Source organism: Neolewinella antarctica, from assembly GCF_011927835.1.
Lineage (GTDB): Bacteria > Bacteroidota > Bacteroidia > Chitinophagales > Saprospiraceae > Neolewinella > Neolewinella antarctica.
This window is the reverse complement of record NZ_JAATJH010000006.1, coordinates 204,779-229,351: the sequence shown is the minus strand read 5'-3', so window position 1 is coordinate 229,351 and position 24,573 is coordinate 204,779. Positions and strand designations below refer to the sequence as shown.

Annotated in this window: 19 protein-coding genes and 1 pseudogene; 7 read left to right on the top strand and 13 right to left on the bottom strand. The window is 51.5% G+C overall.

Going from position 1 to position 24,573, the window contains the following annotated elements; all coding sequences use genetic code 11:
• Window positions 1-83: 83 nt before the first annotated feature.
• The 8 genes from GGR27_RS20650 to GGR27_RS16605 all read right to left on the bottom strand — a co-directional run bounded on the left by GGR27_RS20650 (window position 84) and on the right by GGR27_RS16605 (window position 8,401).
• A complete protein-coding gene (locus tag GGR27_RS20650) occupies window positions 84-392 on the bottom strand; it encodes a helix-turn-helix domain-containing protein (protein ID WP_406603642.1) in 309 nt (102 codons plus the stop codon).
• A 260-nt stretch (window positions 393-652) separates the two neighbouring features.
• Window positions 653-1,750 (bottom strand): NHL repeat-containing protein, encoded by a 1,098-nt coding sequence (locus GGR27_RS16630; RefSeq protein ID WP_168039391.1) that lies wholly within the window; start codon window positions 1,748-1,750, stop codon window positions 653-655.
• A 130-nt stretch (window positions 1,751-1,880) separates the two neighbouring features.
• A complete protein-coding gene (locus GGR27_RS16625; protein WP_320060364.1) occupies window positions 1,881-2,456 on the bottom strand; it encodes an IS630 family transposase in 576 nt (191 codons plus the stop codon).
• Window positions 2,447-2,908 (bottom strand): helix-turn-helix domain-containing protein, encoded by a 462-nt coding sequence (locus GGR27_RS16620; protein ID WP_168039389.1) that lies wholly within the window; start codon window positions 2,906-2,908, stop codon window positions 2,447-2,449. Before GGR27_RS16620 ends, GGR27_RS16625 begins: the two co-directional genes overlap by 10 nt.
• A gap of 88 nt (window positions 2,909-2,996) precedes the next feature.
• Window positions 2,997-4,607 (bottom strand): P-loop ATPase, Sll1717 family, encoded by a 1,611-nt coding sequence (locus GGR27_RS16615; protein WP_168039387.1) that lies wholly within the window; start codon window positions 4,605-4,607, stop codon window positions 2,997-2,999.
• 266 nt (window positions 4,608-4,873) lie between these two features.
• Window positions 4,874-5,731, bottom strand: a complete 858-nt coding sequence (locus GGR27_RS19880) for an ATP-binding protein (RefSeq protein WP_209037968.1) — start codon at window positions 5,729-5,731, stop codon at window positions 4,874-4,876.
• Window positions 5,688-6,512 carry an AlbA family DNA-binding domain-containing protein gene (locus GGR27_RS19875; protein ID WP_209037967.1) on the bottom strand — a complete coding sequence of 275 codons (825 nt, stop codon included), beginning with the start codon at window positions 6,510-6,512 and terminating at the stop codon, window positions 5,688-5,690. The genes GGR27_RS19880 and GGR27_RS19875 overlap by 44 nt, the downstream gene beginning before the upstream one ends.
• A complete protein-coding gene (locus GGR27_RS16605) occupies window positions 6,428-8,401 on the bottom strand; it encodes a Na+/H+ antiporter NhaC family protein (RefSeq protein ID WP_168039385.1) in 1,974 nt (657 codons plus the stop codon). Before GGR27_RS16605 ends, GGR27_RS19875 begins: the two co-directional genes overlap by 85 nt.
• A 176-nt stretch (window positions 8,402-8,577) precedes the next feature.
• On the opposite strand from GGR27_RS16605, the gene GGR27_RS16600 reads away from it, so the two are divergent.
• Both GGR27_RS16600 and murQ read left to right on the top strand, forming a co-directional pair.
• Window positions 8,578-10,821: a T9SS type A sorting domain-containing protein gene (locus tag GGR27_RS16600; RefSeq protein WP_168039383.1), complete on the top strand. Its 2,244-nt coding sequence runs from the start codon at window positions 8,578-8,580 to the stop codon at window positions 10,819-10,821.
• Window positions 10,822-11,210: 389 nt separating this feature from the next.
• Window positions 11,211-12,008 carry an N-acetylmuramic acid 6-phosphate etherase gene (gene murQ / locus GGR27_RS16595; protein WP_168039381.1) on the top strand — a complete coding sequence of 266 codons (798 nt, stop codon included), beginning with the start codon at window positions 11,211-11,213 and terminating at the stop codon, window positions 12,006-12,008.
• 54 nt (window positions 12,009-12,062) lie between these two features.
• Here murQ and GGR27_RS16590 read toward each other — a convergent pair whose 3' ends face one another.
• Together GGR27_RS16590 and GGR27_RS16585 are read right to left on the bottom strand one after the other, a co-directional pair.
• Window positions 12,063-12,548, bottom strand: coding sequence for an RNA polymerase sigma factor (locus GGR27_RS16590; RefSeq protein ID WP_168039379.1), 486 nt, complete (start codon window positions 12,546-12,548; stop codon window positions 12,063-12,065).
• A gap of 248 nt (window positions 12,549-12,796) precedes the next feature.
• Window positions 12,797-14,686 (bottom strand): amidophosphoribosyltransferase, encoded by a 1,890-nt coding sequence (locus GGR27_RS16585; protein ID WP_168039376.1) that lies wholly within the window; start codon window positions 14,684-14,686, stop codon window positions 12,797-12,799.
• 829 nt (window positions 14,687-15,515) lie between these two features.
• Between GGR27_RS16585 and GGR27_RS16580 the strand changes: the two genes are divergently transcribed.
• The 5 genes and pseudogenes from GGR27_RS16580 (at window position 15,516) to GGR27_RS16560 (ending at window position 19,623) form a co-directional block, all read left to right on the top strand.
• Window positions 15,516-16,082 carry a hypothetical protein gene (locus GGR27_RS16580; RefSeq protein ID WP_168039374.1) on the top strand — a complete coding sequence of 189 codons (567 nt, stop codon included), beginning with the start codon at window positions 15,516-15,518 and terminating at the stop codon, window positions 16,080-16,082.
• Window positions 16,083-16,097: 15 nt separating this feature from the next.
• Window positions 16,098-16,517: pseudogene (locus GGR27_RS16575) on the top strand (exostosin domain-containing protein); the annotation flags it as partial.
• A gap of 382 nt (window positions 16,518-16,899) precedes the next feature.
• Window positions 16,900-17,505, top strand: a complete 606-nt coding sequence (locus GGR27_RS16570) for a TlpA family protein disulfide reductase (protein WP_168039372.1) — start codon at window positions 16,900-16,902, stop codon at window positions 17,503-17,505.
• A gap of 166 nt (window positions 17,506-17,671) precedes the next feature.
• Window positions 17,672-18,055: a BlaI/MecI/CopY family transcriptional regulator gene (locus GGR27_RS16565; protein ID WP_168039370.1), complete on the top strand. Its 384-nt coding sequence runs from the start codon at window positions 17,672-17,674 to the stop codon at window positions 18,053-18,055.
• The gene (locus GGR27_RS16560) at window positions 18,052-19,623 is read left to right on the top strand and encodes a M56 family metallopeptidase (protein WP_168039368.1); all 1,572 of its coding nucleotides are present in this window, start codon (window positions 18,052-18,054) and stop codon (window positions 19,621-19,623) included. The genes GGR27_RS16565 and GGR27_RS16560 overlap by 4 nt, the downstream gene beginning before the upstream one ends.
• A gap of 496 nt (window positions 19,624-20,119) precedes the next feature.
• Here GGR27_RS16560 and GGR27_RS16555 read toward each other — a convergent pair whose 3' ends face one another.
• The 3 genes from GGR27_RS16555 to GGR27_RS16545 form a co-directional block, all read right to left on the bottom strand.
• Window positions 20,120-20,821, bottom strand: a complete 702-nt coding sequence (locus GGR27_RS16555) for a hypothetical protein (protein WP_168039366.1) — start codon at window positions 20,819-20,821, stop codon at window positions 20,120-20,122.
• A gap of 474 nt (window positions 20,822-21,295) precedes the next feature.
• Window positions 21,296-22,687, bottom strand: coding sequence for a hypothetical protein (locus GGR27_RS16550; RefSeq protein WP_168039364.1), 1,392 nt, complete (start codon window positions 22,685-22,687; stop codon window positions 21,296-21,298).
• A gap of 383 nt (window positions 22,688-23,070) precedes the next feature.
• Window positions 23,071-24,462, bottom strand: a complete 1,392-nt coding sequence (locus tag GGR27_RS16545; protein WP_168039362.1) for a hypothetical protein — start codon at window positions 24,460-24,462, stop codon at window positions 23,071-23,073.
• Window positions 24,463-24,573 lie beyond the last annotated feature (111 nt).

The following is a 24,573-nucleotide window of genomic DNA, read 5'->3' as shown; positions in this document are numbered from 1 at the left end:
CCTTGGTGCGCGAATCTGGAAAAGTTCCTTTATCGAATAATAGCGCTCGATCCCGGACAAAATCACCCGATTGTTAAAAATGTCTAGTAGTATGGGAGGCAAGCCTTCTTCAACCCATCGCGAACTTTGGTGAATTTTTGATAGAGCGGATGTCTTAATGTTCCTTTTGGTACTCGCATTATCCGTTCTAGACCTCCATCATTCTGCATACGGACAATGTTAGTAACCGTATTGAGGTGACAATCGACGGCCAGGGAAACATCCGAGTAAGAAAACTTGTGATGGATCATCCAGAGCACTAGCAATCGAACACGGACACCCGGGCAAGTATGAGAATTTTTGTGGACCTTTATGGTCTCGATATCAGTTTGACTGAGTTCGAAGGGAAGCATATTTATGGCGTGTAGTTACCCCAAAAATACTGCTTCCCAGTTTTTCATAGATCCACGGTTGTTTTACTATAGCGCATTGAACCGACTATTGAAACAGCATTCTTGCGTAGAGATTCAGCACGCAAAAAGGTAGCTCAAGTAGCGATAATAGAAAAAGAAATTTTCAAATTCACCAGACGGCCTATCTCGCAGCAATTTTCTGCGCACCTAAAAATTTTGTAGCTAGTCATTAATTAACAAGAGCCCTACGAATTCGATAATTATTTCCATTCATCTGGCAAAATACCTAAAGTATTACCACCACCTATCCATATATTGTCATCAAGGTCTCTGGACAGCTTTAATCCATCTCTCAAAGTCGGAAGATTACTATTCTGCGCACTTACTTGAAAAACACTATCCTTTCTTGGAGCATAAAATGAAAAACCATTCATATGAGAGTAAATAATACTGCTATCTACAGATCTGCCTAGAATATTAATTGCACCTCTAGCAGGCTCGATTAGATCAGGAACTGCATTGTAGCTCTTTATTACCTTACTAGCATTCAATTGAAGTAAGTTTTCTCTTGGTGTTTTAATTAACACTCCTTCAATTTCATCCGGGACTATGTGAGTCACGATGTATGTATCAGAAAGTGGAGAAAGTGGGTGTACGGACCATTCTTCATCGTTAAACGTGTAGATAATATTGCTGTTAGCATACCAGACTGTCCCGGACACATCAACAGCTAATACAAAGCCGAAGAAAGAATTATTTGGACCGCTAATAATACGTCGCAGCGCAGAATTTGATTCATCATAAGTAATTACGCTATCATTCTGGACTCTTGATATTCCGTTATTATGAGCAATCCAAACTTCATCATTACTCTCGTCGATGGTAATACCACCCACAAAACCCGGGAGTGTAATAGATGACCAAGAACTACTCCGAGTATCAAAAACAGCAATCTTATTCTTTACAACACCAGAAGAATGAAGGTAGAGTTTACCATTTGACGAGCCCTCGATGATCTGGAAATAAGGGACGTCTAAAGTGTCCGGCGCAGTGAACGTCTGCACTTGATTAGATGAGATGTCATAGGAGAATATCTCTAGTTCCCGGTGGTCATTAGTTTTGGCAATACAGCCCCAAATGTATCCAGGTAGTCTTGCGGTAAAGTCTACAATATTATAATCCTTACCCGGATTTGGCCACTGCAAATTAACCAATTCAACGTTAATTGAGTCTACTACTCCCACTTGCGGTTCTGGCTCTAATTCTGGTATTAATGGTCCCCCTAATATGGTTTCTTCAGTTTGGCAAGAACCGAAAGAAAGTATCGCAAAAGCACAGAGGTAAATAATATTTTTCATTGTTCGGGTAATTTGTAGTACGTCATTCAAATCTAAATTACGACTTTGTAAACTGTTATCATCAACAGAATTCCGTCAAAAACGATATTTAATGTAACTTTAACTAAGGATAAGTAGTTGGACAAAATTATCATGACATCTTTTCTAAAATAAAATTGATGTCAAAAAGTCCATTTCCATAGTTGGCTAAAATTTCTCTGATTCGAGCGTGTAGCGCTTCTGCACTATTAAAATCTTCTGGTCGAAGCCATTCATGTTTTATTTTTCGCCACAAGGTTTCAATTATGTTGAGATGTGAACAGTAAGGCGGTAGATAGAAAAGCTCTAAACCTTTTTCTTCCCACTCATCAACTTTATCCATCACCAACTTAGAACTATGCCATGGAGCATTGTCCAAAACAACAACGGTTCTCTTGTCAATAGTAGCTGCAAACTCCGTCATCCATTCAATGATTTGGTTAGAATCAACGCGGCCAGTAGTTATAAAGCTAGATAAGTCTCCAGAATAATTTAGCAGCCCAAACACGTTGAGCTTGCAACTTTTGCTACTTCTCAGACCGTACTGTTCACCCACCCTAATCCAATCATAAGGTACATTGGGTTCTAAATTAAAGGCGCTTTCATCCGCAAATCGTAAGTCTATGTCGCCTAGTAATGCTAATGATAGCAACGATTTCAAAGATTCAGTGGCTACATCTACTTCAATTTGGGACGGCCGCTTGGCTGGTTGACGGCGGAAGCGTTTCCAGGCCCAGCCGTTTTTTTTAGAATTCTCTTAAGTGTCTTCTTGGACATCGGCTTTCCGGTAAATTTCTCAATCTGTTCCAATGCCTGACTTAATTTTTGTGGGTACTTCTCCACCAACTTTTCAATTTTATCAATCGCCTTCTTATTATCAATCCGCACGATTGGCGGTCGCCCCTGACCCTTTCCCGTTCGTAAGCCCTCTATTCCATGAGCCTCGCACCAATTGAACCAGCCCGCTACAGACTGCCGTGTAGCACCTTCCATTGAAGCGATCTCAACCATTCCATAGCCTTGATTACTAAGCAGAATCATGTTACAGCGCGATCTGAAAGTGTGCTTACTACCTGTCTTCCAGCCCTTCATTAGAGCTGCATTTTCATCTGCCGAGAGCGTTACGTATCTTGATGCCATAATCACAAGATAGAAAAGTTACGATAAATCTGTCCAAGTACTTAAATCCATTGGATTTCAATATAGCACCTGTTGTATTAGCGGTATTTTATTTTCTACTATTTTTAGTCCTGTCAATAACCTTGCCAATATTCAAGGCTTTTCCTAGACCATAATGAATTGTATACTCTGTATGAGTTTTAATCTTCGGAGAAATATTACTGTAACTTCTTTGTCTATAACACCATCGATGCCAATCTTTCCCATCAACCTTATCAATAAAACCAATAACGTTGAGGTTATATAAAAACTGCAAAAACCCATCAGCAGTTTCTGCAAAATCAGGCTTACTGACATTACTAGATTCTATATGTTCGATGTACTCGTTGAAGGATATCAAATAACTATTGTAACCAAATTTGTATCTTCCATATAAGAATTCAAAAAATTTAAGGAACGTCTCATAATCACTAAGTGCATAATAGAACGAAAGCTGATCTTTTATCTCACCAAGAAGATACTCAGAATACTTGTTCTTAAATTCCCTACTTTCAAAGTCATCTTCTGTAAATACGCCTAATTTTATTCGATTTGTCGATGCATATTCAGCCTTCATTATATCCATGGCTGATATAATGTCCCTAGGCCTAGACATTCCATATCTTAAAAAACCTATAAATGAGTCATCTGGCGATCCTTTCAAGTTAAGTTTATATGGAAAATAATGATCCCACGCTTCGCCTCTTGTTAAATTTGAATCTTGTTGTTTAGATAATAAATTGTCAACTATATTGAATAATACAGAGTCACGGTATACATTGTATGAAGTCCTTAGATCAAGTAACACACTATTATCAGCAATCTTGTTATTGGTATTTTGCAAACCAATGGATTCAAAAATATCTGGTCGCAATAGCATTACCACCTTGAGTCTACCTGGAGAATCCTTTATATTCGAAAAAAAGTCGCTATTTATAGTCCATAGAGCATTTGCTAACCCCTTGATACATTCAAGATACTCATGATATTCTATATTTGATGGCCTGATATCTATTCCGTCAATAAATATAGTATGGCTCTTTTCTAGTTTTAAAGCTGACAATGCTTCTTCAAACTGCTTTTCTATATAGAATAAGTTCATTTGAAATCTAGACTCAGAAAAGGAAGTTCCTACTTTTGATTCCCCAGAAAAGCTAGCCTTTTTCGCTGCAATCAACTCAGCTGCAAATGAAGTTTCCTCCATAATATTCAAAGCATAGAGGATTTCTGGATTGAATGCATTAGAATAGTATTGATCAATCGCAGAATTAAGGATGTTTAACTTACGTGAATAAATTTTTTCCAAAAATCCTTTTGGTTCGTTTTGGATAATTTGTTTGCTGATCAGAAGGTACAGAATAACTTTCCAAATACTTTGGTAATCTGACAACTCCAACTGTTTCTTTTGCTTCAGCGATACAAATTTCCTGTAATCAGTCTCGCGGATATATTTCAATGATGATTGATAGTTTTTGTACTCGCTGTTTGATAAGAAGACAGCATACGCAGTTTTGCCAGTACCTTTGTCCCCTACTAGAAAGTATGTCGTTTCCTCGAGCAATAAATCTAGCTCTTCAGATTTAACAAAAACTCTATTGAAGAGATCCTTGTTTTTCCGATGCTTATAGTTTTCAGCATCATTAAACCCTAGTCTCAGGTTTTCTATTAATTTATAGCGCATATGGGATTTTTAGTAAACCTACGTCGAAATTACAACATCTCGTCAAGTGTTGTAATTTTTTTGTTGCACACAACGTTCGTAGCTGCGCAGGCCGCCTTAATCAAATTTAGGGAAAAACTTTGACTCGAAGTAATTAGGCCGTTTTTGCGGTAAAAAGCGTAAAGCGTCAGCACGCTTTTTACCGCAAAAACGGCCGGAAAATAAACCCTTGAATCAACTTAAATAGTACGTGGGCGGCTTGTCGTAGCTACAGTGTTAGCTGCATTTTATTTTTCTGATAATTTGTACTTATAATTAAAGTAGCTTTTTTCTTCAGGATCGACCATTTCTAAGACTCCTTCGGTTCTTAACTTCTTAATTGCTTTCTTAACCTTGTTTACATCATCCTCACCACTAATATTACGCACATCACCGTTAGTAATAAACGAATCAGGATTGTCACCGAAGTACTTAAGAATCACCTCTCTTAAAGATTCAACTCTTTTATGCTTCAATATTACTTTCACAGAATTCTTAAGTTCAATAATCTCAGGTTCAACTAGATTTAACTTTTTCATTTCATTTCTTGCTGTGTCTAAACCTTCACCAATATTATGATTAACAGGATCTGGAAGATTGTGTAGCATTCGGACTAAATTCAGATTACGAGCAAATCGTTCTTCATATATATTGTCTGTGTTTATGTAGCCAGGAAGCTTACCTGGACTGATTATCTCAATTCGATTATCATAAATCCTAACATGTATATCATCACTAATACTGTAATCTCTATGAATTATAGCATTCACTAATATTTCATGTATAGCTATGGCCGGGTAGTCAATTTTTTTTGATTTTCCGTTTACTGTAATAGTAGCATCAGATAGAAGTCTGGTTACCTCTTTTATACCGTTGTGAATTTGTTCTTCTACAGGACCATTAATAGAAGTCGGCTTTTCTTTTAATTTGTCTCTACTGTATTCTTCATCAGACGTTAGTAATCTATAGATTCTTAGAGAGCAGTTCGAACCGATCTCAGCAGCAGGGTCTTCGTCAAATAACAAAGCACAACCTACATTTGGGAGTGACTCTCCTTCAATCTTAGCAAGTAATTTCTGTTTTCTTAAAAAATACTCCGGTATCAAGTTTTGTGCCTATCCGATTTTTGTATGATAATACGTTCTCACTTTTGAGGTAATCATTCAATTCGGCTCCTTTTATCGCTATCTGCTCATACTTGTAAAATCCTTTCGAATAAGCTAATTGTGTGATTCTATCTCCCTTAATTTTAGATTTACGAGCATTTACCCTTATATAACAATCACCGTTTGCGCAATAATGTACTGCGGGGCTTTTTGGAATGATAATGTGTAGCACCAATCCTTTAGATTTAAAATCTATGAATTCAATTTCCATGTTTTCTACCGAAGGATCAGTACCTTCAAGCAGATGATGGATAATTTCATTAGCCTCTTCTTCATTGACAAAATCAATTAAGCGTTCGGTCTCTACTTTCTCGTCTTCAATTCCAATGTACAAATCACCTCCATCAGAATTTGCAAACGCTACAAAGGTTTCTTGTAGCTTATTGGGAGCTATTCTTTTGCTTTTAGCATCATTGAAGTGATCTTCACTAATTAATTTTAGTAATTTCTCCTCACCGTCAAAGGCGTCTCTTCTTTCAAACATAGTATAATACTTTTTATCAATAATATTTTCGCAAGTTACGATTTTTTTGTTGCAGCTAACACCATCAATCACGTAATCGCAATATGCGACAGTATTTATCTTATGACCCTCATTTTGAATTATAGGTATTTGCAAAGCAACTACCCCCCCCGTCAATCCACCACCCGCCCAAAAACCCGCACCACCCCAAACAAAACCACCAACCCAAGCACCATCAACACCCCACAAAGCAACCAACCCCCACCAAGCGCCGACGAGACCGTATTGCAAACCAACGCCACCGCCCCCACCGTAAGCGCGTAAGGCATCTGCGTACGGACGTGGTCGATGTGGTTACAGTCGGAGGCGAGGCTGGAGAGAATGGTTGTATCCGAAATCGGGGAACAGTGGTCGCCGAGCACGCTGGCGGCCAGCACAATGGAGATGACGTTGTAGGTCAGCCGCGTAGCTTCTTCCGGTGACCAGCCCGACTGCGTCGCCACCGCCCACGTCAACGGAATGGCGATGGGGTACAGAATGGCCATCGTGCTCCAGCTGGAACCGGTGGAGAAACTGACCAGGGCGGAGAGCACGAAGATGATCGGGGGCAGCAGGTAAGCGTTAAGGTTGCTACCGAGCAGATCGACGAGGAAATCGGCCGTATGCAGGTCTTCCGTGGTGAGGGCCAACGCCCAGGCGAGCGTCAGGATCAGAACGGCGGAAAACATGGCTTTGAAGCCGGAGGTCATCACGCTCATCGACTCGCCGATGTTCATGATCCGCTGGCTGACGCTGAGGATGATGGCGACGACGACACCGGAGATACTCGCCCACAATAGGGCTACGTAGGAGTCCGCCGCGCCGACCACCGTACCGAGCTTGCCGAAGAAATTACCGTCCATGGCCGACCAAACCGACGCCCAACCGTCGGTAGCCGGCGGTACGTCTAAACCACCGTAGATCGAAGCAAACCCCGTGCTGAGTAGGCCGATGATCGTCATCACCACCACGGTGAGCACCGGGATAATCGCGTTGCGTGCCTTCAGCGGTGCCCCCGGCAGCGGACTAAGGTCTTCCTGCTCCTCCCCCACCGCGGCCTCGGAACCAAGTGCCTTGACTTCCCCGGTGTCGCGGGCGCGCCGCTCGGCCCGGTACATCGGTCCGAAATCACGACGGGTTATAATGAGCATCAGAATAAATGCCAGCGTCAGGACGGGATAGAAACTGTACTTGAGCGATTCGATGAAAATAGAATACGGAGCTATTCCAGCGAGGGCGGGCACGTCCTTGATGCCGTCGCCGATGTAGCCGAGTTCCGCACCGATCCAGGTAGTGATGAAGGCGACCGAGGCGATGGGCGCGGCCGTAGAGTCCACCACGTAGGCCAGTTTTTCGCGGCTGATGCGGAAGCGGTCCGTCACCGAGCGCATCGTGTTGCCGACGATGAGCGTATTTGCGTAATCGTCAAAAAAGATCGCCACGCCGAGCACCCACGTAATGAGCTGCGCACTGCGGGGCGTGGTGGCATATTTCGTGAGCCGTTCCACGACGCCCGCCATGCCGCCGTTGCGGGAGATGATAGCGACCATGCCGCCGATTAGGAGGGAAAACACAATGATGGACAAGTGCCCGCCATCGTTCAGGGCCTTGATGACGTAGTTTTCCACGGTTTCGAGGAGGGCGCGGACGATGCCGAGGAAACCTTCGAAGCGTAATCCACCGGCAATGAACGCGCCCACCCAAACGCCCGCGAAAAGACTAACGATGACTTCCTTAAAGATCAGTGCCATCCCAATGGCAATTAGTGGGGGGAAGATCGATAACCAAAGGGGAATACGGCGTAACCTATTGTCCGCATTGTCGACCGAGGCTTTGAAATGGTAGAGCGCGTAACGGTCGCCCGACTTCACCAGGTTGAGCCCTTCCGCAATGGGCAGCGTTTGTTTATCGGCGAAGGTGCTGTAGCCGAGTTCCGCGGGTTCTCCGTTGATGCTGACCGGTCCGACGCCGTCCGGCAACCAAAATTCGCCCTTCGTTTGTTGCAGGTTCTCGAGCCAGTCCTGCTGGTCGGCCTGCGCGGAAAGTGGCGAAAGGGTGAGTAACAGACCAATTAGGAGGTACTGGAGCGTAAACTTTGGTGGGGGCATAGCGTAATCTTGGGGCTGGGAAGATAGTTAGTAAATTAGTCCGCTGCGCGGTTAGGCGCTTCGCGCTTAGGCTGCCGCATCCCGTAGCGTTGATTTGCGGCTATTCCTATCCCCGCTTAAAGGGCGACGGTATCTAAGAATAACGCTTATCTAAAACGGGTGAATTCGCCGAAAACATGAAAGTAACAAAAACCCTGCTCCTCTCCTTACTACTCTGCACCGGCGTCCGCGCCCAAAACATCGAGTTGGAGCCCATCGCCCCGCGCGTGACCGTGGACGGCCGGGAACTCACCATGCCCTGGTTCGGCGGCCTGAACGCGCCCCAGTTTCAGGCGGCGGACCTGGATAATGACGGCACCGACGACCTGCTAATCTACGACCGGACGGGCCAGCAATTCCTCGCCGCGCGCAGCCTGGGCGGCGGGCAGTACCGCGCCGCGCCCGAGCTACTCGTTAACTTCCCAAAAGTGGACGAGTGGATGGCGGTGCGCGATTATAACCAGGACGGCACGCCCGACCTGTTCACGTACGCCGACGGGGTGGACGGCATCCAGGTGCTGCGGGGCAAACGGGAAGCCGACGGCCTGCTCAGCTTCGAAGTGGTTGACTTCGGTGGCGCGCTGCCCATCCTCTACTTCCCCTTCGGCAACGGCCGCACGAACATCTTCGTCACCGCCATCGACTACCCTTCCATTGCGGACGTAGATTTTGACGGCGACCTCGATATCCTCACGTTCAGCGTCATCGGCGGCTACGTGGAGTTCTACAAAAACGTGGCCGTGGAACGGGGCTTCGGGGCGGACACCCTAATTTACGTGCTGGACGACCAGTGCTACGGTGGCTTCTTCGAATCCGGGCTTTCGACCGCGCTCGACCTGGCCGCAGCGCCCGGCGAATGCTACGACCAGGCGGGCCTCCGGCCCATTCAGACGCGGCACTCCGGCTCCACCATCCTGTCGCTCGACTACAGCGGCAACGGCCTGATGGACATGCTGCTCGGCGACATTTCCTTCTCCCAACTCACCCTGGGGCTCAACAACGGCAGCCGGGACCAGGCGTGGATTTCGGAGCAAGATCCTAACTGGCAAGCCGGGGGCGTCACCGCACAAATCCCTTCCTTCCCCGCCGCTTTCCACCTCGACGTCGATCAGGACGGTGACCGCGACCTCGTCGGAGCACCCACCACAACCCTCAACGGTGGCGACGTAGAGGTTGGCTGGCTGTACGACAACGTCGGCACCGACGCCGCGCCGGATTTCCAATTTTCCACGCGCCGCTTCCTGGTCGACGAGATGATCGACCTCGGCACCAGCGCCAACGCGACGACCTTTGATTACGACGCCGACGGCCGGCTCGACCTCGTGCTCGGCAACAACGACGAGTACACGGGTGCGAATACGCTAGACAGCCGCCTGCGGCTATTCCGCAACGTCACGCCGCAAGGTGGTGAGCTCGCCTTTGAGCTCGTCGACGAAGACTACCTCGGCCTGAGCAGCTATACGAACGCCCTGTGGGCCTACGCGCCTACGTTCGGCGACCTCGACGCGGACGGCGACGAGGACGTAATTATCGGTACGCGCGACGGTAAGTTAATCTATATCGAGAATCGGGGCGGAGCGGGCCAACTGGCCAACTTTGGTGCGCCGGTCTTCGAATATTTCGGTCTGGATGCCGGTCAGTTTTCGAAGCCGTTCCTCTCCGATCTCGACCGGGACGGTGCGCTGGACTTGCTCGTCGGTGGCTTCGACGGGCGCATCCGCTTTTACCGCAACGCGGGCACGGCGACGGAACCGCTGTTTGATCCATCCACCTCGGCCGCGGGAAACGCGCTGCAGTTGGGGGGCATCAACGCCGCCGTGCCGGGGTCGAGCACGGGCCACCCCACGCCGTGGGTCATCCAGCGCACGGACCACACGCTGGTCGTGACGGGCAACCAAAACGGAACGTTGGAAGCTTATCGCTTCGGGCTGGATACGACCGTAAACGAGCCCTTTAAACTCCTGACCGAGGTGATTGACGGGGCTACGTTCGGCAGCTACGCTAATCCTGCTTTCGGTGATTTTGACGGCGACGGCGGTCTGGAATTAGTGGTCGGTAACGAGCGCGGCGGCGCGGCCTTTTTTCGGACGAATTTGCTGAACGACACGACGGTTCCCCTCCGCAACGTGCGGCGGGCGGATTTCGACTTTACGGTCTCTCCCAATCCGACTACCGGCCGAACCATTGTTTCGGGCTGGCCGGCGGGAAGCGTCACGGAGGTCACTATTTTTGACGTGAGTGGCCGCCAAGTTGCGCAAATCCCGGTGGATGTGGCGCGGTCGCGGGTGCAGTGGAACGGGAAAAAGCAAGCAAAGGGTATTTACCTAGCTCGGCTGACCGGACCGGGCGGGACGGCGACCCGCAAGATTGTGGTTAGGTAACTGACCTTACGCAGCACTTTTCTTTTCTGCCACACAGAGCACGGAGAAAACAAAGAAGAGCTACTCTTTGTGACCACACTACTGGACATTTTCAAATCGGACGCTTGGAGGACTCGAAACCCTTCGCTGCGCTTTAGTTTCGAGACGCTCCAAGGTTCTAAAATTCTACTTGAGGACCTTGGAGCGTCCTCTGCCGTGAAGCCGAAGGCGAAATTGTTGAGGTCCTCCAAGCGTCCGGGGAAAATGTCCAGTAGTATGCTTTGTGACCTTTGTGTGCTACGTGGTTAAATCTTTTGCGTACGGTCAGTTAAGTAACCTAAGTTAGACTTTGTCCGAACCAAGTACCTTTGCCGACGGGCGTGCCACCAAAGTCGTACGCTACCCGAACCATGCAAAAAATTACCGAACAACCCGGTCTCCACCGCCATCTCGAAACGAGAACCACTGCAGACTTACTGACCCGCATCAACGGTGAAGACCAGAAGGTCGCGCTGGCCGTAGAGAAGTGCATCCCGGAACTCACGAAATTGGTGGAAGCAATCGTCCCCCGGATGCAGCGCGGCGGGCGGATCTTTTACGTCGGTGCGGGAACGAGCGGCCGGCTGGGGGTGCTGGACGCCAGCGAGTGCCCCCCGACGTTCGGCGTCCCGCCGGAGATGGTGGTCGGCCTCATCGCCGGTGGCGACCACGCGCTACGCCACCCCGTCGAGTCCGCCGAAGACGCACTCGACCAGGGCTGGAAGGACCTGGAAGCTCACCACATTAACGAGGATGACATATTGATCGGCATCGCCGCCTCCGGAACCACGCCCTACGTGATCGGTGGCCTCAAGGCAGCGCGGGAACGCGGCATCCTTACCGCCTGCGTCACCTGTAACCCCGGCGCGCCCGTCACGGACCACGCCGACCACCCGCTCGTGGCCGTCGTCGGCCCCGAGTTCGTTACGGGCTCCACGCGGATGAAGTCCGGCACGGCCCAGAAGATGATCCTGAACATGATCACGACCACCACCATGATCCGCCTCGGCCGGGTGAAGGACAACCGGATGGTGGACATGCAGCTGAGTAATGCTAAGCTGGTGGACCGGGGGGCTAAGATGATTGTGGACGCGCTCGGCATTAGTTACGAAGAAGCGGAGCGGCGACTTTTGAAAATGGGCAGCGTACGGGCGGTTATTGAGGCCTAAAGGTTAGCGACTACCGAACTCGTAATAAACCCCGCCCCGTACGCTGTAGTACTGTCACACCGTTCTTAGTTGCTGCCGCGCGGTCCAAACCCGGCTCTTAGCCGTCCCGATCGGCACGCCGGTGACGTTGGCGATTTCCTGGTATTTGAGCCCGTTGTTGTACAACTTGAAGGCCCGGCGGTAGATCGGTGAGAGTGCTTCCACGCGCGTCATGATGTCTTCCGCGCTGAGGTCCGCCAGGGCGGGGTTCTCGGCGATCGTGCGGTTGGCCCAGTTGGTGGTGGGCACGTCTTCGGTGACGATCTCCAGCCGCCGCTTTGCCTTCCGGTAGTCGGTGATGAAAACGTTGCGGATGATGGTCTTGATCCACGCCTGGATATTGGTGCCGGACACGAAGCGTTCGTGGTTTTTCAGAATGAGGTAGATGGCTTCCTGCAGCAGGTCCATCGCCCGGTCTTCGTCGCGCGTCAAGGTCAGGGCGAAAGGGCGGTAATCCGGGTAAAAAGCGTGGCTCAGGGTGTTAATTTCCTGGGGAGACATAGGGATTTATTTTGCTATGCTCCAAATATGCCGGCACCCGCGACCGCGCCCGCTATTTCTTCGGCGAAGTGGTGTTAATTATCGATCAATAACTTTTTTAGGAAGAATAGGCGGTAGGAAGAGTAGGCGGTAGGAAGAGAAGGCGGTAGGAAGAGAAGGCGGTAGATATTCGTTATCACGTGAGCAACGCCTATCGTACGGGCCTACCTGCCTACCTGCCTACCGCCTAATATACTACCGCCTAAAACCTAATACCCCCGCGCGTCACTCCCCTCCATATAATTAACAAACGCCTTATTCACCACCTTGAACCCACCCGGCGTCGGGTAATTCCCCGAAAAGTACCAGTCGCCGTTGTTATTCGGGCAGGCCTTGTGGACACCTTTGACCGTCTGGTAGATGACGTCGACCTTCGGGATGGTGCCTTCCGGCGTGATGATGCGCGCGATCTCCTTGCTGACGGATTCGTAGGAGAGCTCGTTGTACAATTCCTGCACGACGTTGATCATCTTGTTCTTTGGCTTCTCCAGTTCCTTGAGCGCCTTTTCGTAGACCTGCTTCAGCAGCTTTTGCTTGCCCTGCTTCTTGAGCAGACTCTCCATGGCCTTGAAGGCGACAAACTCCCCCATCCGGCTCATGTCGATGCCGTAGCAATCGGGGTAGCGGATCTGGGGGGCGGAACTGACGACGATGATCCGCTTCGGCTTGAGGCGGCTGGCGATTTTGATGATTGAATCCCGCATGGTGGCGCCGCGGACGATGGAGTCATCGAGCAGAACGAGGGTGTCCTTGTGGTTCTTGACGATGCCGTAAGTGACGTCGTAAACGTGGCTGATCATGTCGCCCCGACTGTTGGTGTCGGCGATGAAGGTGCGGACCTTGCCGTCCTTAACGATGATTTTTTCGTTGCGGACTTTGGTATTGAGGATCTTATTGAAGCCGTTTTTGCCCTTCTTCTGCTGTTTGGCAATCTCCTTTTCCTTCCAGTTCGTCAGCTCCTGTTCCAGCCCTTCGACCATGCCCATGTAGGCCGTTTCGGCGGTGTTGGGGATGTAGCTGAATACGGTGTTGTTGAAGTCGTAGTCGATGGCTTCGGCGACCTGCTTGGCCAACAGTCGGCCGAGTTCTTTGCGCTCCAGGTAAATATCGCGGTCGGTGCCCCGGCTGAAGTAGATCCGCTCGAAAGAGCAGGCGGCGCGGGGGATGGCCTTGATGAAGCGTTCCATCGACGTTTTCCCGTCCTTTTTGATGATCAGCGCGTGACCGGGTTTGACCTCCTTGATCTCGTGGAAATCAACGTTAAAGGTGGTTTGCAGGGCGGGCCGTTCGGAAGCAACCGCTACGAATTCCTCATTCTCGAAGTAAAACGCCGGCCGAATACCCGCCGGGTCGCGCATCACGAAGCCGTCGCCGTGGCCGATCATGCCGCCCATCACGTAGCCGCCGTCGAACTTCTTACTGGCACGCTTCAGCAAGCGCTGCACGTCGAGTTCTTCGGCGATGATGTCGTTGATCTCGATGTTGGTGTGGCCATCGGGCTTGTGCCACTGGTGGATGCGCTGGACTTCGTCGTCGAGGAAGTGGCCGATCTTTTCGAGAACGGTGACCGTGTCGGATTTCTCCTTTGGGTACTGGCCGAGTTCGACGAGTTCCTGAAATAGTTCGTCGACGTTCGTCAGGTTGAAGTTACCGGCTACGATCAGACAGCGCGTCTTCCAGTTGGACTGGCGAAGGAAGGGGTGGCAGGTCTCGATGTCGTTGCTCCCGTGCGTGCCGTAGCGGAGGTGGCCCATCATGAGCTCGCCGGTGTAGGGGAGGTTGGTTTTGAGGTATTCACCGTCGGCCAGTTGCTCCGGTGTAAGTTCGTTGAAGCGGCGGTAGACGCCCTTCCAGAGGTGGTCGAGGTAGTTTTTGTCGTTGCTCCGCTTACGGCTGATGAATTTGCTGCCGGGCGGGTGGTCGAGCTTGATGGTAGCCATGCCGGCGCCGTCTTGCCCGCGGTTCCGCATCTTGCGCATCAGCAGTTGGAGACATTTCAGGCCGTGGATCGGCGTGCCGTATTTCTCTTGGTAATAACTTAACGGTTTGCGGAGCCGGACCATCGCCAGGCCGCATTCGTGGTGGATTACGTCGCTCATTAATTGGTCTTTGGTCTATAGTCTGCGGTCGTCCAGGATGCGGCGGCCGCGACTTGCCTTTGGGGGAGCAAAGATAGGGCTCGGCGGGGCGGCGGGCGGGGCTTGTTCTCCACATTGTTGGGGCCAGGATGTGGAATTTGCGCGGTCGCCCTGATTAAGAGCGGGACTAGCTGGCGCGGTCGCGGGTGCCGGGGAAGGACGGGGAGGTGCGGAAAAACTACCTTAGGTTATGACAACCCGAATTAACCTCGTCGTAAGTCGTGATTTATTCGAGCCTGACACGCGCGGCGATGTTCTCGATCGCGACTTCCTCGACGTTTTCTATCCACACGCACCAAGGATCCACCGGGGTTCCGTTTCCCTAATCACGTTTAAACGTTTAATCACCCAAAATAACCTAATTGAGGGTGTATCACTATCTTAACGGTAACAATACCCAAGTAAGAGCATGTTGGGACTTTAGCTACGCTGCTCCTTCGGGGTGGGTTCCTGGCCGGTTTTAGCTACGCTGCTACTGCGTGGTGAGACAGTTTTGTGATGGTTAAGGCAGCAACCACGAAGTAGCATCGAAGGTAAACCGGAGTTTAGCCGCCCCGATAGCTATCGGGGAATGAGAATTTTGCTTTTCAGTAGTCTGGGTAAAGGGTCCTAGACTACTGACTAACCACCGCAAAAGTGGCCAAAACAAGGCCGGAAGCTAAAGTGCCAACATGCTATAAGTAGCATCGACACCAGCCGGGGCAAACCTACATCGTTGTGGATCGCAAAAGCGCAAAACGTCATTTAGGGTGCTTCATGGGCCTCAATTTCCAGCTATTAAACTCTAGCCATGGCTAAGCTATTTCTTGTCGATCTAAATCGAGTAGCCGACGAATACGAAGACTACCCCCGCGAGCGAATAGAAAGAAGCTACGCGAACGACGCCCACGGGGTTCACGAACTGGTTGACGACCCCGCCGTGGCGGACGCGATTCTCTACGCGATCAATCACAAATTCCAGCCCGCCGGTTTGTCCCTCCTTGCGGATCCGGTTTTTCGCAAATTCCCGCGTAAAGCATTACTCCACGATAGTGGTGATTTTCCTTCTCCGTTACTCGGCGGGCTTTGCGCGGGCTGGCACGACGGGCTCAGTAGTTACCCCAACATGAGCCTTGGTTGGTCGTACGCCCACCCCGGGTCCGCGGAGCCTACGTTGGAAAAGTTGGCGTGGGACGACAACGCTACATACTTATGGTCCTTCAAAGGATCGGTCGTGACCCACCCGATCAGGCGGGTACTGATGAACGTAAACGATGGGCGGGGGCACTTCATCGATACGACCGATACCAGCCAAATCAATTTAAGGAAGAACTCAGCCCCCTCGGACCCGGCGAAGCGGAGTTTCCTCGGTGATTAAAAGCGGTTATTTCGGAATTCGAAATTCATCATCTGCCCCCGCGGCATCGCCCCTTCCTCCATGCGCCTGTTCGAGGCGATGCGCGCGGCCAGGGTGCCGGTGGTGATTGCGGACGACTGGGTTCGGCCGCCCTTTGTCGACTGGTCGTCCTGCTGCATCATGATCAAAGAAAATAGCATTGGCGAATTACCACAGATTCTCAGAAAGCTAGAAAGCAGGGCGGAGCAAATTGCCCGTAACGCCAGGAGCGAATGGGAACGAGTGTTCGGCGAAGAAAACTTCTTTCACCACACCGTGGAAGCTTACTTGCTGATACTGCGGGCAAGAGAGAAAGCCACCACGACCCAGAAACTTAGCCGGTACGCCAAAGTAGTGCGGGCACCTTACGGACGAATGATTTTGCGTACCCTGAAGGACAAGGTTTTGGGCCGGTGAAACTACTTTGCCGAAATAATATCGTGGCTAAATCTGACTTGCAATTAAAGCATAGTGATTGACCTTGCGCAACCGGATTATGCCACATAAACGCAAAAACGCATAGGAATACATAAACGGTGCTTCGGCGTAGCCGTACACCGATTTTTGTGCTTTTGTGTTTTGCTTCGCGGCACTTCGTGCTGTGTGGCAAAATAATCTGCGTAACGGCAGCTAGTAATTTGGCGGTTAGTGACGAGGCCGAGGAACGGAAAGTCGTAGCCTGCCGTGGCCCCGGTTCTTACGTCAGATAATACCACGACTAACGTACTTCTCCGACCATAAGAATGGGGGTAGTAGTTTTGTGTCTCCCCGACCTGACCAAACACCACAATCATTCTCCATGCCGACCCTCCGTACCCTGCTCTTTTTGTCCCTACTCGGCACCTGCGCCTGCGCCCAAAAAACGACCCAGCCCGCCGCTAGTGACGACACGACTAGCACCACGCTGGGCCCCGTAACGAATACCCACGATCACCCCGCCGAAGTAGCCGGCCTGGGGCCCGTGACCGCCACCGCGTTCGGCGCTAACCTGTACACCCCACCCGCTTCCGTCACGGCCGAGCAAGTGATGGACAGTATCCGTGCAGCCTTCCCCGGCAAAGCCATTTACCTCGATCTCTGGGCGGTCTGGTGCATGCCGTGCATCGGTGAATTCCCGGCCAGTAAGCGCCTGCACGGGCAGACGAGTGACTTGCCGGTAGAATTTGTTTACCTCTGCACCTCGTCGCGGGGCACCGAGGCGCGGTGGAAATCCATCATCAATGGCAAAGAGTTGCCGGGGACGCACGTGTTCGTGGACCGGCTGGTGCACGGTGAAATCATGGACCGGCTGCGGGCTAACTCCTACCCTACCTACGTCGTCGTGAAGGCGGACGGGAAGCGTAAGTACGACGTCAGACGGCCTTCCGAGCTGAGCCGACAGCGGATGCAGCAACTGATCAAGTAGCCACTGCACCTGCCGTCTGCCTACCCCCACTAACGGGCGTCCTCACCAAATAAACTCTATTTGCGCGGGCCCCAGATAACGGTGCCGCAACCAACTCGCGAACCTTATTACGACATTAGTAGTAGATAAATTTGCTTTATTACTACATACGTCGTACTTTTGGTACATGGCCGATAAAACACTTCCTTCCGACGCGGAATTACTTCTTCTACAAGCCCTCTGGGAAAACCCCGGCGGCACCGTCCAGGACGTCCACGCCTGGGGCGAGCGCGCCGGAAAGGACGTGGGTTATACTACCGTCCTGACCCAGCTACAACGAATGCACCGTAAGGGGCTGGTGACCAGAAAACGGGACGGCAAGCAGCACCGCTACGACGCCGTGCGCGGCCGGGAGGAGACCGAGACCGCCCTGGTCGACCGACTATCCCAGACGGCCTTCGCCGGCTCTCCGGTACGCCTTGCCCTCCGCGCCCTCGGTAACGACCGCCCGACGACCAACGAATTGGAAGCGCTGGAACGGTGGCTCATCGAACAAAAGAACCGCAAATGAGCACATCACCGTCCTTCCTCTTTTTCGAGGCGCTGGCCATCAGCCTGCTGCACTCCTGCTGGATTTTCACCCTGCTGGTCGGCACGGGTTATGCGCTGGCACAACTAAGCAAGACGGCAAAACACCGTTACGTGATCTATTTGGGAACGCTCGTCTCGTTACCGGTGGCGTTTTGCCTGACCTACGTAATGGCCTGGCGGACGAGCACCGCGGCGTGGGCGGACGCGACGTGGCTGGGGGACACCCTCGGTAACCAAGCGACACTGGCGCTAACCGATAACCTCAGTAAACTGGGGATTGATTTGGTGGTGGGGTGGACGGATTACCTCGCCGGCGCTTACCTGATCGGTCTTTTCGCTAGTCTTACGTGGGGCGCTCAACGCTACTGGATCACGAGAAAAATTCGGCGGGGCGGCCTGCTTCCGGCCCCTCCCCTGCGGGCGCTTTTCGCCGATTTACGAAAAGAGATGGCGGTGAGTGACGCCGTCCGCTGGAAGGTGACGGATCGCGTACGGGAGGTCCTGACGGTAGGAATTTTACGCCCGGTTATCCTGTTTCCCGTCGGGCTCGTCAATTCCCTCACCACGGACGAAGTAAGTGCCATTCTCCGCCACGAGCTGAATCACATCCGGCGCAACGATCCGTTCTGGAACGCCGTGCAGGAGCTTACCGTCCGCCTTTTCTTTTACCACCCGCTGGTCTACTGGCTGGCCGGGAAAATTAATCTCGAACGCGAGTTCGCCTGCGACGATGCCGTTATCCCGCACGTCGGGAAGACCGTCTACGCCCGGGCGCTGCTGCGCGTTGCTCAATATTCTCTTCACCCTAAACAAGCTTTTACCATGGCCGCCATCGACCACAATAGTTTCACTTACCGTATTCAGCGCCTATTTTCCCCCTCCGGGCAAAGTAGCCTCCGCCCCGGCTTCGGCCGCAAACGCTCTTATTTACTGGCAACGCTGGCCATCGTTCCCCTGTGTTTCACGCTGGCGTACGGCGCAAGTGATGCGAGCCAACGGGGCTGGCTAGCCGCCGATAATTCTTTAATTTCTCTTCAGGCCACCGAACGGACCATCACCGGAACGGTAACCGACGGCGAAACCGGCCAGCCTTTGATCGGCACAACCGTTATCGTGGAGGGAACGAACGTGGGGGCGGTCACCAACCTCGAAGGCGCGTTCGAAATACGCATCCCGGCGGGCGAGCAGACGCTGGTATTTGCCTACGTAGGTTACGAAACCGTGCGAGCGACCGCGCCGGCCGACGACGGACGTTTGAACGTTACGATGACGAAGGGCTCGACGGATGGCGATGCCGTGTTAAAATTCAGAACGGCGGACGGCGAACAAAAAACCTACCGAACTACTGGTGAAAAACCGCTCCTGCGGATGGACGAAAAGATCCTCATCGTCATCAACGGCAAGCCCGTCAAGGACAAGTCAGAACTGAACGTCGACCCCGACACGATCGCAAGCATCAACGTGATCAAGGCACCCGAGGAAATGAAGGCCCGCGGCTACGATTTGGAGAAGTATGAGGGGGCTATTCTGATTACTCTGAAAAAGTAGCCATCCTCGCTCAATGCGCTCATTCTTGAGTTGGAAAAGCCCCGTCGCTACCGTTGCGATCGGGGCTTTTTTAGTTCTTCGACGCATACTGAGTTATGGTGTATGGGGTGTTTGGATTACTACGGGTGGACTAACCGTACACGTATTTTACGGCCAAAAGAGAGCTAACTCACTTGACCAGACCCTGGCCGCCCACCGTAAGGACCGCCAATTCAATAACTGCCCGATTTAACTACGTTGCTGCTTCGCGGTGCAGCCTGGTCTCGCGGCACTGCTCTTCCTATCCTGGAAACCACCGTCCCGACCAAGTCGGGATGCAGGCATCCAAAGGGCTCGATCAGCACCACAATTCCGTCACTTCAATCAGGACAGTTATTAAATCGACGGTCCTAAATTCGGCAAAGCAATCGATCAAGGAAAGTAGCGTACCTACTGATTTTCGATAAGGCGAAGAAGTTGCGTTCAGCCCAGTCTGCGGAACCGTGCCGCCGTGAACTCAGTACAACACTAGCTTTCCACCAACGGTAATTGAGTAAGGGCGCAATTGTGTTACGTCGTAAGGCCCTTCCTGCGCCAGTTTTACGTCATCGGGTCGGTAAAGACCCCGGACGGACAAGCTATGTTGCAAAAAGACACCGTAGCGCAGCCCTAATTGAAACGTAACACCACCGACAACGGCAAAGTCAAAGTCCTGAAATTCAATATCCGCTTCGGTATAAACAGGGTCGGGTAGCAGCTGATCGAAAAATCCGCGGTTGGCGGTTTGAAAACCGGTCAGGCGGGTGAGCTTGACGCCGAGCTGCAATGTCGTACTTCGGTATAGAGCGTAGTTATTCGCCTTCCGGGAGGCCTCTTTGCTGCCTAAACGGTAATTAAATAGTAGGGGAATTTCCACCATCGATAGTTTGAGTACCGTCGCATTGCCGCCACGTTGGTCTACTTCGCCATTACTCGGCCGGGCACCTTCTTGAGAAAATCCGACGCCTAGACTAACGAAGTATTTGGGGCGCCATAAATATTGCGTTTCAATGCCAAACCGCAGCCCTGGCTTGTTGTATCCGAAGTAGGAATCTCCGTGGACCTGCGTGAAGTTAGCCCCCACGTAACCGGCGGCGACAAACTTTTGATTTCGGTCGGGCTGTGCGCAAATGCCTACCCCCAGGAGCAATAATGACAGCAAAATATAAAGTCGATTCACGGGGTAGTTTTTAACTAAGGAAATTGATGCTGGGAACGTTTTGCGGCCGGGACGATAACTCAGCATGATTCCCACCCGCTTTGACTAGTGCTAATGACGTCGTCGTTGCCCCCGTGACGGTCAATATAGTACTCATTTTAGTCACGGCCGTGTGTCGGGGTCAGTTACCGTAGAATACCCGTAAATTCATAGCTACATCATGGTACAAACGCGCCAAATTCATTACTTCAACTGACAGTTGACGGTTTTCGTCAATAATACCAGCCGCGTTCCGTATCCCTTCTAATTAACCTACTGCTCTAATGGCACCTGACGGTCAAATTCAGAACTTGAGCCCCGGATGTCGATCCAGAAATAATAAGATTTATCGGAAGGTTCTACTTTCTTACTTACTCCATTTCAAGGGGGCTCCAGGAATTTTGTTGCGCCCCGATAGCCAGCGGGGCGGGTGCCGTGGTCGGGGGAAGCAAAGTACTAGTCCGGGTCAGAAATATCGAGCATCGCATCGATCTCCGGACCCGCCAACCAGTCTATTCGGTAGCGATCGCTTCCCAGAACAACAATTTTACCGAGTTGGTGACCAGAAAGCGAACCGGCCGGCGGGACGGGCTCGCAACTGACGTCCTCCTCTCCGATCCGGAAGCAAATGGTATCGGAAGCAGGTACTTCGGTGATGCCCGCCGGAATAAGTAGCGTGCTCAATCCATTTTCTTTTTGGATCAGTAGCTGATGCTTCTTCTTACTAAAACGAGAGTTGGTGACCAGCAGGCGGGCGGCGGGGGCACTGCTTAATTCCGGGTGGGCCGGTTCGAATTGTCCCGCAGCTAAATTATAGCGAAAGGTCGATATTTCTCCACCGTACGGGTACTTCAGGTTTGCTACCAGGAGCCCTCCGGTAAGACCATAATAGAAGGTAGCCTCCGCAACACTCGCATCGTACTTCATTAGTACTAACCCATTCGGGATGGAAACTAAGAAATCATTTTCGGGCGTGCGTTGGAGCTGGTAAAAAGAGCCGTCGGGGAGGCGAAAATAGCTGTGTCCTCCTTGTTGCACGCCCCATATTTCGCGGAACGCCCTTTTATTTATTTCATCCGGACGGGAGAATAAGACTTTATGGTATTTCTTCCTTTCTTCGTCAATGTAAATTAATTCAGGGGTGCCGGGCGCTACCGTAACGAGGGTACTGGGCCGGCCGGCACGAAAATCCAAAAAAGATTCGTAGATGCCATCGGGAATTTCGCTTCCCGCTAGTTGTTGGACCGGGTAGATTTCCGGTGGGCTATTGGCTTCCGCGCCCGAAATTTTTCTGGCCACCCCGCCCGCCCCGGGTAACTGAACTAAGCTAGCAATCACTTGGTCCAGCAACTCCGTGAGTTTACCGGGCACGGACCTTTTTACGTAGCCGGCGCTTTCGCGCCGTACTTTCCGCACGGGGCCATAAACGAGATAGCCACCCTCGGTGGTCGGTAATAGCAATTCCGCCTCCAGCGCCAAATTGATGCGCGTGCTCATAAACGAGATTTGCTGGTTAGCGGCCAGCCCCGTTACCCGAAGAATAGCTTGCGGAAGCTGGTCATCCTGGGTAGCTTTGTTCAGTAAGCTAGCTAAGGCTTTCTCCTGACTGCCTTCCAGCCGGATGTAGTGGGGAGTGCTGTTGTGCCCACGGTACGCGATACCGATGGGCGACCGGGCGTCGGTTTGGATACTAATAATTTCGGTAATGTGATACGGCGAGTCCGAGAGATCCAACTGCTCGCCGTCGAAGTTGATGAGGACTACCTCATCGGCGGATTGGGCGAAAAATCCTCCGAAATACGGTGCTAAGAATAACGCAAACAGACAGATATATCGCAAATTATTCATGAGGTGTAGGAGCTAAATGAGGAGTTTGCCAACACAGAGTAGTGCAAAAGTGGCCAAAACAAGGCCAGAAGGCGAAGCCCTGACGTACGCTAACATTGATTACTGATGTCACGCAGACTATTTCGCCACATAAACACAAAAGCACAAAAGCACAAAAATCGGTGTACGGCTACGCCAAAACACTAATTTACTTACTCTTTTGTGTTTTTGTGGCATAATCCGGTTGCGTGTCAGTTAACTAGCGGCCGAGATCAAAAATTTACCCCCGTAAAGTAAGCTAATGAATTTTTTTTAAAAGTTCGACTCGCCGCGCGTTTCAGTAATTTTTGTTGCGCCCCGGTAGCTACCGGAGCGGGTGCTAGGGTTTCGAGATTACGTCAACGCTAGTCCGGGTCGGAAGGATTGAACAGCACGTCAACATCCGGTCCTTCCAACCAGTCTAATCGGTAGCGATCTCTTCCCATCACGACGATTTTGCCGAGTAGTCTACCGGACGGTGACGAAAACGACGGAACGGGTTCGCAAACGAGGTCCGTGTCACCAAGCTGAAAACAAACCTCCGGCGAGGCGGGTATTTCCATTTGCTTGTCCGGGGCAAGCGGGGCAGCCGTCCCATCCGCCGCCCGAATCAACAACTGAACTTTCTTTTTACTGAACCGCGAACTAGTAATCATTAATCGTGGCTTGTAAACGGCACCTTGCGTCACCTGGTCGGCTGGTATAAATTGCCCCGTGCTTAAATTATACCGAAAGGCGGTGATCTCCCCACCGTCCGGGCGCGACGCGGCTGCCATCAGCAAGCCGCCGACGAGGCCGAACATGGCGGACGCCATCACAACGTCTCCGTCATACTTCGTCAGCATAAAGCCGCCCGGGATGTGCGTGATAAAATCATTTTCCGGCGTGCGCTGAAGCTGGTAGAAGGTACCGTCGGGAAGGCGAAAAAAGGTATAGCCCTCGTGCTGCACGCCCCACACCTCACGGAACGCTCTCTGGTCCAGGCCGTCCGGGCGGGAGAAAGAGACCTGGAAATACTTATTTCCCAGTTCGTCGGTGTGGATCAATTTGGGTGCGCGGGTTTCGAGCAGCGCTAGCGTATCGACTTGGCCGGCCCGAAAGTCTAGGTGAGACGCGTACACACCACTGGGCAGGTCACCCGACGAGCGTTGCTGAATGGGGTAACTCGCCGGATACTCAGTGATCTCTTCTTCAGAAATGCTTTTGGCCACCCCGCCCGCCCCGGGCAGTTGAACCAATTCGGTAATTACGTCCTGCAGCAGCTCAGTGATTTCCCGCGGCGTAGCCCGTTTGACATTGCCGCCGATTTCCATTTGCACTTTGCGGACGGGGCCGTAGACGAGGTAGCCGTGTTCGGCCGGGATGAGTAGTTCTGCTTCCAGCTCCACCTTCATGCGGACGGCCGTAAAAGTGACCTCCTGGTTGGCAGTCAGGCCGGTTACGCGGAGCACGGCTTCCGGAAGCTGGTCGTCCTGGATCGAGTTGCCGAGCAGCCCGGTCAGTGCTTCGGTTTGTCCGCCCGCCAACCGGATGTAGTGTGGCGTGTAGTTTAAGCCCCGGTACCCGATGCCGAGCGGTGCCCATTCGTCGGCCTGGGTACTGACAATGGCGGCGATGCGGTAGGGTAAGCCCAGAAGGTTGAGCGCTTCTCGATCGAAATTGAGTACTACTTCCCGATCGGCCAGTTGAGCGGAAAGGTTTCCGAAAAAAGGCGTGAGGAATAGCGGGATGAAGTAGATGAAGGATAGGTTTTTCATGTGGTGTAGGGTCAGAGATTCTGATACAAATATAAAGCCTTGGTTTAGGAGCTAACTAATGGATTATGCCACAAAAACACACAAGAATAAGTAAACGGTGCTTCGGCGTAG